General features: G+C 66.8%; 9 protein-coding genes and 1 pseudogene. 6 read left to right on the forward strand and 4 right to left on the reverse strand.

Going from position 1 to position 11,491, the window contains the following annotated elements; genetic code table 11:
• Positions 1 to 1,720, reverse strand: a 1,720-nt coding sequence (locus ABYB95_RS08755) for an ATP-dependent DNA helicase RecG (RefSeq protein WP_372658093.1), incomplete at its 3' end; no start/stop codon positions are given.
• Positions 1,721 to 1,841: 121 nt separating this feature from the next.
• On the opposite strand from ABYB95_RS08755, the gene ABYB95_RS08760 reads away from it, so the two are divergent.
• Positions 1,842 to 2,462: a flavin reductase family protein gene (locus tag ABYB95_RS08760; protein WP_372658085.1), complete on the forward strand. Its 621-nt coding sequence runs from the start codon at positions 1,842 to 1,844 to the stop codon at positions 2,460 to 2,462.
• Between the two features lie 126 nt (positions 2,463 to 2,588).
• Here ABYB95_RS08760 and ABYB95_RS08765 read toward each other — a convergent pair whose 3' ends face one another.
• Entirely contained in the window at positions 2,589 to 4,730 is a 2,142-nt protein-coding gene (locus tag ABYB95_RS08765; protein WP_372658086.1) for a PQQ-dependent dehydrogenase, methanol/ethanol family, read from the reverse strand.
• 263 nt (positions 4,731 to 4,993) lie between these two features.
• Here ABYB95_RS08765 and ABYB95_RS08770 point away from each other — a divergent pair, with 263 nt between their 5' ends.
• The 5 genes from ABYB95_RS08770 to tgt all read left to right on the forward strand — a co-directional run bounded on the left by ABYB95_RS08770 (position 4,994) and on the right by tgt (position 10,311).
• On the forward strand, positions 4,994 to 6,250 hold the full coding sequence (locus tag ABYB95_RS08770; protein WP_372658087.1) for a helix-turn-helix domain-containing protein: 1,257 nt from the start codon (positions 4,994 to 4,996) through the stop codon (positions 6,248 to 6,250).
• 118 nt (positions 6,251 to 6,368) lie between these two features.
• On the forward strand, positions 6,369 to 7,490 hold the full coding sequence (gene queA, locus ABYB95_RS08775) for a tRNA preQ1(34) S-adenosylmethionine ribosyltransferase-isomerase QueA (RefSeq protein ID WP_372658088.1): 1,122 nt from the start codon (positions 6,369 to 6,371) through the stop codon (positions 7,488 to 7,490).
• Between the two features lie 190 nt (positions 7,491 to 7,680).
• Entirely contained in the window at positions 7,681 to 8,700 is a 1,020-nt protein-coding gene (locus ABYB95_RS08780) for a BMP family protein (protein ID WP_372658089.1), read from the forward strand.
• A 215-nt stretch (positions 8,701 to 8,915) separates the two neighbouring features.
• On the forward strand, positions 8,916 to 9,059 hold the full coding sequence (locus tag ABYB95_RS08785) for a hypothetical protein (RefSeq protein WP_372658090.1): 144 nt from the start codon (positions 8,916 to 8,918) through the stop codon (positions 9,057 to 9,059).
• A 61-nt stretch (positions 9,060 to 9,120) separates the two neighbouring features.
• Positions 9,121 to 10,311: a tRNA guanosine(34) transglycosylase Tgt gene (gene tgt, locus ABYB95_RS08790; RefSeq protein WP_372658091.1), complete on the forward strand. Its 1,191-nt coding sequence runs from the start codon at positions 9,121 to 9,123 to the stop codon at positions 10,309 to 10,311.
• A gap of 14 nt (positions 10,312 to 10,325) precedes the next feature.
• On the opposite strand, the gene ABYB95_RS08795 is transcribed toward tgt, so the two are convergent.
• Both ABYB95_RS08795 and ABYB95_RS08800 read right to left on the reverse strand, forming a co-directional pair.
• A complete protein-coding gene (locus ABYB95_RS08795; RefSeq protein ID WP_372658092.1) occupies positions 10,326 to 11,129 on the reverse strand; it encodes a DUF2145 domain-containing protein in 804 nt (267 codons plus the stop codon).
• A gap of 49 nt (positions 11,130 to 11,178) precedes the next feature.
• A pseudogene (locus ABYB95_RS08800) lies at positions 11,179 to 11,491 on the reverse strand (hypothetical protein); the annotation flags it as partial.

The raw sequence follows: 11,491 nt of genomic DNA on the forward strand, positions 1-11,491 counted from the left end.
CACCCCCGGCCAATGCCGCCGTGAGTTCGGCGTGGGTCGCGGTGGCGTTGCTCAAGTCCAGGGTTTCGCTTTCTTCGATCAGCGGGCACACCCAGTACACCTGCCGCCCCTGCGCGACCTGGGCGCGGATGCGGGCGATCACCTCGGCGCGGCGGCTGTCCGACACCAGCTTGGTGACGATGGGCGTGCGCCCGGGCGGCAGCTCGTCGATGGTGGAGACATCGAGATCGGCGTAATAACTCATGGCCAGCGTCCGGGGAATCGGCGTGGCCGTCATCATGAGGAGGTGGGGCTCCTGGGCGAAGGCTTCGACAGGCTCAGCCCGAACGGGGAAGGGCTCGGCCTGAACGGGGATGGGCTCGGCCCGAACAGAAGTGGATGCTGGCAGAACGGGGGTGGCCTCAGGCCGAGCTGCCGAAACACCCGTTCGCCCTGAGCCTGTCGAAGGGCTCGCCAAACCCGGCGATGTTTTTCCCCGCAGCGCCAAGCGCTGCGCCACGCCAAAGCGGTGCTGCTCGTCGATGATGGCCAACGCCAGGTTCTGGAACACCACTTGTTCCTGGATCACCGCGTGGGTGCCGACCACCAGGGCCGCTTCGCCGCTGGCGATCAAGGCCAGCATTTCGGTGCGCTGTTTCTTCTTCTGGCTGCCGGTGAGCCAGGCCACGCGCTTGCCCAAGGGCGTGAGCAAGGGCTCCAGCCAACCAATGAGTTTGGCGAAATGCTGCTCGGCCAGGATTTCGGTCGGTGCCATCAGGGCGCACTGCCAGCCGCCGTCCATGGCAATCGCCGCCGCCAGCGCCGCCACCACGGTCTTGCCCGAACCCACGTCGCCTTGCAGCAGGCGGTGCATGGGCACAGCGCGGGCCAGGTCGGCGGCGATCTCGGTGCCCACGCGGCGCTGTGCCTCGGTCAAGGCAAAGGGCAGCGCGGCCAACAGCTGTTCCTGCAAGCCACCCACCGCCGCGTGCAAAACGGGCGCTCGCAGCGTGTCGCGTGCGCGCTTGGCGCTGAGCTGCGAGAGCTGCTGGGCCAGCAACTCTTCGGCCTTCAGGCGCTGCCAGGCCGGGTGGCTGCGGTCTTCCAGTGCATCCAGCGACACGTCGGGGCCAGGGTGGTGCAGGTATTGCAGGGCGGAACGCAGCGTCCAAGGCCCACGGGTGACCACGTGCAAGCCCTGCAGCAACTCGGGCGGCAGGGTCTCGCTCAGGTCGGCACGCGACACGCCGCTGGTCACCGCCTTGCGCAAGTAGGTCTGGGGCAGTTGCGCACTGGTGGGGTACACCGGGGTGAGCGCCTCGGGCAGCTCCACACCCGCCGGCTTGACCGTGGGGTGCACCATGGTCTTGCCCGCAAAACCCCCGTGCACCTCGCCACGCACCCGCACCCGCGCGCCCAGCGCCAGGGCTTTTTGCAGCGTGGGATAGAAGGTGAAAAACCGCAGCGTGCAGGTGTCGCTGCCGTCGTCGAGGGTCACCAGCAGTTGGCGGCGCGGGCGCAGCCCCACCTCGCTGTGCGTCACCGTGCCTTCGACCTGCACGGTCTGGCCTTCACGGGCTTCGCTCAAGCGCTGGATGCGGGTTTCGTCCTCGTAGCGCAGCGGCAGGTGCAAGGCCAGGTCGATGTCGCGCGCCAGGCCGAGCTTGCGCAAGGCTTTCTGGGGCGCTGACAGCGCAGGCGTGGCAGGTTTGCCTTCGGCTTTGGCGGACATGTGCGCCATTGTGCCCGCCACGTGCCGGGCACCTGCCTCGCGCATGGCCCTGGGTCTTGACATCTGCTTGTAGCGCCACCGCGCCTGCAGGCGACAGCTCGCGGCGACAGTTGCCCGCAGAATCGGCAGCATGACCGAACCCCGCCACTTCTACCAACCGGCCCAGGGCCACGGCTTGCCACACGACCCGTTCAACGCCATCGTCGGCCCCCGGCCGATTGGCTGGGTGTCCACGCTCGGCGCGGACGGGGTGGCGAATCTGGCGCCCTACAGCTTTTTCAACGCCTTCAACTACACCCCACCCATCGTCGGCTTCTCCAGCATCGGCTACAAGGATTCGGTGCGCAACATCGAAGCCACCGGCGAGTTCGTATGGAATCTGGTCACGCGACCGCTGGCCGAAGCCATGAACCAGACCTGCGCCTCAGTGCCGCCCGAAGTGGACGAATTCGCGCTCGCCGGGCTCACGCCGGCGGCGTCGCGCATCGTGCGCGCCCCCCATGTGCTGGAAAGCCCGGTCACGTTCGAATGCAAGCTCTCGCAGCTGATCCGCCTGAGCTCGGCACAGGGCGATCCGATCGACAGCTGGCTGGTGCTGGGCGAAGTGGTGGGCATCCACATTGCCCAGCATTTGCTCAAAGACGGCGTCTACGACACGGCCAACGCCGACCACGTCTTGCGCGGCGGCGGCCCGGCCGATTACTTCAGCATCGGGCCCGAACAGCTGTTCAAGATGTTCCGCCCGCGCTGAGCGCACCCACAGCGCCCCACAACGCCATCCGGCTGCACACGGCAGCCGGATGAACACACGGTAATTCGACCAACACCCCATGCCCAGCACCTTGTGCGCTGGGGCCTGGGTGTTGCCGTCAGGGCTTCACTTCTTGGGCCGTATCGCGTCGGCCGTGCCCTGGATGAAAGCCTTGATTTTTTCAACCTCGGCCACCGTGAGCTTGCCGGTGAAGTCCGGCATGCCGCGCGCGTTGGCGGCGCCCTTGAAGACGTGGTTCTCCAGCGTCTCGATATAGGCGGCGTCCATGTAACCCAGGTTGGGGATGTTGCCGCCCCGGTCCACGCCCGGCACGCCGTGGCAGAAGACACAGTTGCTCACGTACAAGGCCGTGCCCTCGGGAATATGGGCCGGGTTGTACTTGACACCCGCCACCAGTTTGCCGAGCTGGTAGTCCACAAAATCCGGCGCCTTGGCCTGGCCACCCAGGGCGAAGGTGTAGACCGTGCCCGGGCCCTTGCGGTCGGTCGCCCGCGCCGCCAGACCGTATACGCCACCCCAGCCGACCGCGATCGACACGTATTGTTTGCCGTCGACCAGATAGGTCACGGGCGCTGCGATCACGCCGGTGCCGGTGGGTGTCTCCCACAGTTTGCTGCCGTTGCGCGCGTCGTAGGCGATGAAGCGGCCATCGGCCGTGCCCTGGAACACCAGGTTGCCGGCGGTGGTGAGCGTGCCGCCGTTCCACGGCGAGACCTGCTCCTGGTGCCACACCTCTTTCTGCTGCACCGGGTCCCAGGCCACCAGACGCCCGAACGGTTTGGCCTTGGGGGGCTCCACGTTGGCAAACGTCGCCAGGTTCCAGCCCAGGCCGCTGTGCGGTTCACCCGGGCGCTTGGCGTTGAATTTCCAGTCCTTGTTGTCCAGCAGTGTCAGCGGCACGCCTTGCACCGGCATGTAGACCAGCCCGGTGCCGGGGTTGTACGACATGGGGTGCCAGTTGCGCGCGCCAAAAGCGCTGGGGATGATCTCGCGCGGGCGGTCCGCCACACGGGCGATCGCGGTCTCGATCGGACGGCCCTTGGCGTCGTAACCGGTGGCCCAGTTCACGTCCACGAAGTTTTTGGCCGAGATGAACTCGCCATTGGTGCGGTCGATGACGAAGAAGAAGCCGTTCTTCGGTGCGTGCAGGATGACTTTGCGCGGCTTGCCGTTGACCGGGATGTCCGCCAGGATCATGGGCTGGGTGGAGGTGTAGTCCCAGCTATCGCCCGGGGTCTCCTGGTAGTGCCAAACGTATTCACCGGTGTCGGGATTGAGCGCCACGATGGAGGCGAGATACTGGTTGTCGCCGCCGGCCGGGCTGCGCAGGTTGCGCGCCCAGGGCGATCCGTTGCCGGTGCCCACGTACATCAGATTGAGTTCGGGATCGAAGCTCATGCTGTCCCAGGCCGTGCCACCGCCACCGGCTTCCCACCACTTGCCCGCTGGGTCCCAGGTCTTGGCGGCGCGTTCCATGGCGGCGTTCTCGAACGGCTGGCTCGGATCGCCCGGCACCGTGAACCAGCGCCACTTCTGGTCGCCGGTCTTCGCGTCGTACGCCGTGATGTAGCCGCGCACCCCGAATTCGGCGCCCCCGTTGCCGATGATGACCTTGCCCTTGAAAACGCGCGGCGCGCCGGTGATGGTGTAGCTGCGCTTGTGATCGATGATGGTGTCTTGCTCCCAGACCTTCTGGCCGGTGGCGGCATCGAGCGCGATCAGCCGGCCGTCGTAAGAGGCCACAAAAACCCGGCCTTCGTGCAGCGCCACGCCGCGGTTGACCACGTCGCAGCAGCCCTTGTAGCCCGCTTCGCGCGGCACTTTGGGGTCGTAGCTCCAGAGCCGCTTGCCGGTGCGCACATCGACCGCGTGCACGATGCTCCAGGAGGCGGTGACGTACATCACGCCATTGACCACCAGCGGGGTCGATTCCACGCCCCGGTTCGACTCCAGGTCGTAAGACCAGACCAGGCCCAGCTTTCCAACGTTGGCGGCGTTGATCTGCTCCAGCCGGGAGTGCCGTGTTTCCGCGTAATCCAGACCGTAGCTGGGCCAGTCGGCGGTTTGCTGGGCATTGGCGCGGAAAAACGCCTCGTTGACCGGTGCCTTGGACGGCCCCTGGCTGGCGCAGGCCAGCACCAGCAAGGACACGGCCAGGCTGGCGGTCAGGGCCTGGGCACGCTGGGAGCCGCTGGCCAGCAGCGCGCGGGACCAGCGTCGCGGCCGGGAAGCTTCGGGGTGGTTCATGTTTGTCTCCTGTGGTCTGCCCGTGCCGGGCGTTCGTGGGTACCTTCGTGGGTAACCCAGGCAATCCGCTGCACGCACCGACGGCCCGGCAGCGGGACACCGTATGTTCGGCAAGCCATAGGTCGTTCACACCTTCGGGCTTTCCCTAGGCGCCCGCCTGTTCTGGAACAGAACACATGTCCGGCCAAGGGCTAACCCGAATGGGGATCGCCGCCCAGCGCCGCGATACTGGGCGGCGAATGGCCTTTGCGCCACCACTCGCCATGTCCACACGCAGCCTCACCTCATCCGAAATCCCCCGGCAGCTGTTTTTCAACAGCCCGGAGCAGCGCACCGCGCTTGCGCGCCAGAAATTTTTCGAAGAAGGCGAACGCCCGTCCGGGCTGGTGAGCGAGCCGGTCATCCAGTCGTGGATGCGCTGCTACCGGGCCCACCACCAGCCCGACAAACCGGTGGCGTTCGACGAGGTGAGCCACAGCCGCGTGCACGCCGTGCTCAACCGAAGCCGCCAGCTGTTGCAGGCCGCAGACCACGAACTCAGCAGCATGGAAACCGCGCTGGCGGGCATTGGCTGCCGCGTGCTGCTCACCGACGGCCAAGGCGTGATCGTGCACAGTTCGGCCCACCCTTTGTCGGCCCCGCAGCGCCTGCTCCAGGTCGCATCGCGCGTCGGTATCAACCTGGCCGAAGGCCGGGTCGGCACCACCGCGCCGGGCATTGCCATCCACTCGGGGCAGGCCTGCTCGGTCGTGGGTGCAGAGCATTTTTTTGATTGCCTGGCCGAGTTCCGCTGCGCCGCCGCGCCGATCCGCGACGTGCAAGGTGAAATCGCTGGTGTGCTCGATGTGACCATCGCCACCGGGCGCTTCGATTTCGACGCCGCGTCCGTGGTGGAGCTGTGCGCCACCGCGATCGAAAACCGGCTGCTGCAGGCCCAATCGCAAGAACACGTGGTGCTGCAATTCCAGGCCCATCCGTCCCTGCTCGGCACGCCGCTGGAAGCGCTGGTGGGCGTCACCGGCAACGGACAGGTGGCCTGGCTCAACCGCGTCGCGCGTCGCCTGACCGGCGTGGACAGCGCAGAGGTGTCTTCGGCGCACCAGCTGCTGGGTCTGGACCTGCCCGCGCTGTTGCGCCTGTGCCGGCAGGCCAGCCCCCAAACGCTCAGACTGCCCAATGGCCTGGGCGTGTGGGTGCGCGGCCAACTGCGCGCACCAGACGGCGCCGACTTCCGCCACGCGGTCAGCCTGCCGAGTACCCCGGTCATCGCGCCACCAGAGGCCACCCCCACCACGCCCGAACCGACCGCGCCAGCCCCCGAAGCTCCATCGGCGCTCATGGCGCCACCCTCGGCGCCCTCGCTCGACACCCATACCCGGCAACTGATCGAAAACACCTTGCGCGACTGCGGTCACAACATCGCGCAGGCGGCACGGCAACTGGGCGTCTCCCGTGGCACGCTGTACCGGCACCTGAAGCGCTCGGCATCCAACACCCAGGCCACCCCGCCAGCGGACTGATCCGAACGGCCCGTGGGACAATCGCGGTCGGATGCGCCGGTCGCCCCAGCCGATCTGCGCGCCTTTCCCGCTCCCTTCTTTTCACCTTGGCACGGGCCCGGTACGGCCCTCAAGCGACATGCACCCCAAGCCCACCGACAGCCCCCGCGCCTTCACCGTCAACGACTTCGACTTCGTTTTACCCCCCGGGCTGATCGCCCAGCACCCGAGCGCCGAACGCAGCGCCTCCCGCTTGCTCGATGGCAGCGCGCCCACGCCGGTGGACCGCATCTTCCGCGAACTGCCACAGCGCCTGAACCCCGGCGATTTGCTCGTGTTCAACGACACGCAAGTGGTGAAGGCCCGCGTGTTCGGCGAAAAATCCACCGGCGGCCAGCTGGAACTGCTGATCGAGCGCGTGCTGCTGCCCGCCGAAGCCAGCGATGGCAGCCTGTGCGAAGTGGTGGCCCACATGAAGGTGAGCAAAAAACCCCGCCCGGGCGCGGTGCTGCACATGGCCGGCGGCCTGGCGAACGGTGGTTTCGAGGCCGTGTTCCTGGGCCGTTGGCCCGATGAGCGCGGCCAGCTGTTCCGCCTGCGCCTCACCGGACCGGCCGGGGAAACGCCGTACGAGCTGATGGCGCGCCACGGCCATGTGCCCTTGCCGCCCTACATCGAACACAGCGACAGCGCCGACGACGAGCGCCGCTACCAGACCGTGTTCGCCCGCGTGCCGGGCGCGGTGGCCGCGCCCACCGCCGCGCTGCATTTCGACGAGGGCGTGCTGGCCGCGCTAGAGGCGCGCGGCGTGCAACGCGCCAGCGTCACCCTGCATGTGGGTGCGGGCACATTTGCGCCCATGAAAACCGAGCGCATCGACGAACACGTGATGCACCACGAGCGCTACGCCATACCGCCCGAGACGCTGCAGGCCATCGCCGACTGCCGCGCCCGCGGCGGCCAGGTGGTGGCCGTGGGCACCACCACCGTGCGCACGCTGGAGAGCTGGGCCCGCAACGGCGAGACCAGCGGCGACACCAACATCTTCATCACCCCGGGTTTTGAATTCCAGGTGGTGGACCAGCTGCTCACCAACTTCCACCTGCCCAAGTCCACGCTGATGATGCTGGTCAGCGCCTTCGCCGGCTACGAGCGGGTCATGGCCTTGTACCAGCACGCCATTGCACACGGCTACCGCTTCTTCAGCTACGGCGACGCCATGCTGCTGCGGCGCTATCGATCCGGTCCGGTGAACTCTTAAGTTCCGTTCGGGCTGAGCCTGTCGAAGCCCTTCGACAGGCTCATGGCGAACGGTTCATATTGCATGGGGCCGAATCCACAAGACCCAGCATCCGGCCACGGACCCGAGCGCGGCGCACGGGTCCGTGGCACGCTCTTTGCGTCGTGGACGCTTCCGTGCGCCATTCCGGTGCCACCCCTCAGGAAGATCCATGCCTTTTTCTCTCTCCACCGACTTGTCGCGCCGCCAGATCCTGATCGCCCTGCCCGCTCTCGGCCTGGGCGCTTGCACCACCACACCCGGCACCACCCCAGTCGTACCACGCATCGCGGCCTTGTTTGCCGGTCAGATCAACGACCAAGGCTTCATGCAGTCGGGCTACGAGGGCTTTGTGGCGGCGCAAAAAACCCTGGGCCTGCAAGGTCACTACATCGACCAGGTGGCGCCCAAGAAAGAACTGCTGGTGGCCGCACTGCGCGAACTCGCCCAATCCGGCGCGCCGCTGGTGATCGCCCACGGTGGGCAGAACAACGCGGCGGCCACGCAGGTGGCGGCTGAATTTCCCGATCTGCGCTTTGTCGTCACCCAGGGCAATGTGCAGGGCAACAACCTGTCGAGCTACGAGGTGCTGCAAGAGCAGTCGGCCTGGCTGGCCGGTGCACTGGCCGCACTCACCACCCGCACCGGCGTGGTCGGCCACATGTCGGGCATACGCGTGACCCCCGGCCTGAAAGGGCGCGCGGCCTTCGCCGCCGGGGTTCAGGCCACCAACCCGCAGGTGAAACTGCTGACCAACTTCTCGGGCAACCAGGACGACAACGCCTTGTCGCAACGCATCGCGCTGGCGCAGATGGACGCCGGGGCCGACGTGATCTTCACCATGCTCAACGCGGGGCGGCAAGGCGTGATCGACGCCTGCGTGGCGCGCAAGACGCGGCAGATCGGCAACGTGGTGGACTGGACCCAGAAGAACCCCACCGTGTTTGTCGGTTCGGCCATGGCCAGCGTGAGCAAGGCGGTGTTCGCCGCCGCACAAGACTTTGCCACCGGGCGCTGGAAGCCCGGTGTCATCCGCCAGCTCGGACTGGAAGACGCCGATGCCGTGCGCCTGGCCCTGGCACCCGATGTGCCAGCGCCGGTGCGCGAGAAGCTGGCGGCGCTGGCCCTGGACATCGCGGCCGGCAAGGTGGAGGTTCCGCACACCTACACCGGCCCCGAATTCACCGTCTGAGCCGCGAACCCCCATGGGCTTGGCCTGTGGCGTGGTGACAAAAGGCAACACAAGCGGGCGCAAACCGCCAAAAATTGCGCACTCGTAACCTGTTGCTACATCTGCAACGCAGGCCGCGCGCACCCGCATGCACAATGTCAAGCGTCGCAGCGACAGGCGCGCCAACTGGCCGCTCCCGCTGCAACACACACCTACAAAGGTTGCATGTGATCGAAATGGTTGTCCGCCTCGGCTTGTCGCTGGTTTTGTCTTTGGGTCTGGCCGTGGTGCTGGCCTGGGGCTGGAACCACTCCGACCAGATCGCCGTGACCCAGCCCGAGGTGGTGAGCACCGCTCCGAGCAACGCGCCCCAGCACTGAGTCGCGCCCGCCGCAAAGGCACCGCCAGAACTGAAGGGGGCTGCGCCTCTAAAATCGGCGCATGCTCCAGTTTGAACGTCTGCTGACCGACCCCCCCAAAGAGAACTACCTCGGCAGCCACGCGCGCCGGGGCCGCCTCACCCTCAACCATGGCGTGGTTGAAACCCCCATCTTCATGCCCGTGGGCACCTACGGCACGGTCAAGGGCGTCATGCCCGCCAGCCTGGAAGACATGGGTGCCCAGATCATTCTGGGCAATACCTTCCATTTGTGGATGCGCCCCGGCCGCGAGGTGATGCAAAGCTTTGGCGGTCTGCACGCCTTTGAGCAATGGAACAAGCCCATCCTGACCGACTCGGGCGGCTTCCAGGTGTGGAGTTTGGGCGAGACGCGCAAGATCACCGAAGAAGGCGTGACCTTCTCCAGCCCGGTCAACGGCGACAAGCTCTTCATGTCGCCCGAGGTGAGCATGCAGATCCAGACCAGCCTGAACTCCGACATCGTGATGCAGCTGGACGAATGCACGCCCTACGAGACCAAGGGCCACCTGACCACCGAAGCCGAGGCGCGCAAGAGCATGGAAATGAGCCGGCGCTGGGCCAAGCGCTCACAAGACGAATTTGCGCGGCTGGAAAACCCGAACGCGCTGTTCGGCATCGTGCAAGGCGGCATGTTCGAACACCTGCGCCAGGAATCGCTGGAAGCGCTGGTGGAGATGGACTTCCCCGGTTACGCCGTGGGTGGCGTGAGCGTGGGCGAACCCAAGGCGCAGATGCTGCAAATCATGGCCCACACGCCGCACCGCCTGCCCGAAAACAAGCCGCGTTACCTGATGGGCGTGGGCACGCCAGAAGACCTGGTGCAAGGCGTGGCCGAGGGCGTGGACATGTTCGACTGCGTCATGCCCACGCGCAACGCACGCAACGGCACGCTGTTCACCCGCTACGGCGATCTGAAAATCCGCAACGCCCGCCACAAGACCGACCACCAGCCGCTGGACGTGACCTGCACCTGCCACGCCTGCGCGGGTCGGTCTGGCGTGTCGTATGCCGATGGCGGGCGCGAAGGCTTCAGCCGCGCCTACCTGCACCACCTGGACCGCTGCGGCGAGATGCTGGGCCCCATGCTCAACACCATCCACAACCTGCACTACTACCTGAACCTCATGCGCGAGGTACGCGCCGCGCTGGACACCGGCACCTTCGGCCCGTTCCGAGAGCGCTTCAAAACCGAACGCGCACGCGGGGTCTGAACGGCCGTCAGCACCTACTCCAAGGTCTGCGGTGACCCCGTGAGGCCGGTGCGTTCCATGAAAGACAGCATCGAATCCACCGTCACGGTTTCGATGCGATCGGCAAAACGCTTGCTGTTCGGGTGGTCGTCAAACGCCACGTTGGCAGCGCTCACGCGTGCACCCAGCCGGGTCAGCGCGCCCAAGCGCAAAGTGCTTGGCTGGTAGCCCTTGAAGCGCAGCCAGGCCTGGGCCTGTTCCCGCGAATGCACCCCGGGTTCCACCACCGAAGCCAGGGTTTCCAGCGCCCATTGGTTGGACTGCTGGTAGCGCGTGGCCCAGGGGTAACTCACCATGCTGTAGGCGCGGGTGTGCAACTGCACGCTGCGCGCCGGGTCGACCAACAGCGCGTGCAGCGGCGCTTGCAGCGCAGGCGCCGGCACCGCCCACACCGCCTGGTAGCGCCAGAGATCGTCCAGGAAAAATTCGCCCAGCCCTTGGCGGTAGAGCGACGCAGTGGCTGTTCCGCAGCTGTTGAGCTTGTGCAGCACCCGCCACGGGCCTTGGTCGGTTTTGTAGGCCCAGCCCAGGTGCGAGTAGCGCAGACCGTATTGGCTCAGGTCTTGCCCGGCACGGCCCAGCACCACCACGCGCGCACCGCTGCGGGCGTGTTCGGCATCCAGCGCCTGCGAAGTGCGCTGCGCCAGTGCCATGCCCTGGGTGATGGCCTGGGCCGTCAGCGGATGGTTTTCACACGAACGCCCGGCTTGCGCAGCGGGCGCGGTGGCCAGGAGCGCGGCGGTTGCGATCACCGAAAAAAACACAGAAATCGATTGCATCAACGGCTCCTGAAAACAAGGCGGCAAACGAGGCACGAAGGTGGTGCGGTCAATCGGTGACGCGCTCGTTGTGCAGCAAGGCGCGCCCCAGTTCGTTGGGCACAAAGGCCAGCACTTCGCCCGCCGCCGAGAGCAGCACGCCGGTGGCGAGCACGCCGACCGTGACCACGGCCCCCACGCCCACGGCCACCGCAGATGCGGCACCGGCTGCCACTTCGACACTGGCACGCGCGCCGTCGGAAGCCCGCTCCAGCAGGTACACGGTGCCGCGCGCAGTGACCTCGACCGCCTTCACCACCAACACCGCACCCGCCGCCGAAAAAGCCACCGGCACCGCGCTCACCGCAGCCGCGCCCGCCACC

Origin of the sequence: Hydrogenophaga sp., from assembly GCF_041633695.1 — a bacterium.
Taxonomy (GTDB): Bacteria; Pseudomonadota; Gammaproteobacteria; order Burkholderiales; family Burkholderiaceae_C; genus Hydrogenophaga.

Bases quoted from the DNA above. Each gene is read 5' to 3' on its own strand.
- ABYB95_RS08760 (WP_372658085.1), top strand. From the start codon at position 1,842: ATGACCGAACCCCGCCACTTCTACCAACCGGCCCAGGGCCACGGCTTG.
- ABYB95_RS08765 (WP_372658086.1), bottom strand. From the start codon at position 4,730: ATGAACCACCCCGAAGCTTCCCGGCCGCGACGCTGGTCCCGCGCGCTG.
- ABYB95_RS08770 (WP_372658087.1), top strand. From the start codon at position 4,994: ATGTCCACACGCAGCCTCACCTCATCCGAAATCCCCCGGCAGCTGTTT.
- queA (WP_372658088.1), top strand. From the start codon at position 6,369: ATGCACCCCAAGCCCACCGACAGCCCCCGCGCCTTCACCGTCAACGAC.
- ABYB95_RS08780 (WP_372658089.1), top strand. From the start codon at position 7,681: ATGCCTTTTTCTCTCTCCACCGACTTGTCGCGCCGCCAGATCCTGATC.
- ABYB95_RS08785 (WP_372658090.1), top strand. From the start codon at position 8,916: ATGGTTGTCCGCCTCGGCTTGTCGCTGGTTTTGTCTTTGGGTCTGGCC.
- tgt (WP_372658091.1), top strand. From the start codon at position 9,121: ATGCTCCAGTTTGAACGTCTGCTGACCGACCCCCCCAAAGAGAACTAC.
- ABYB95_RS08795 (WP_372658092.1), bottom strand. From the start codon at position 11,129: ATGCAATCGATTTCTGTGTTTTTTTCGGTGATCGCAACCGCCGCGCTC.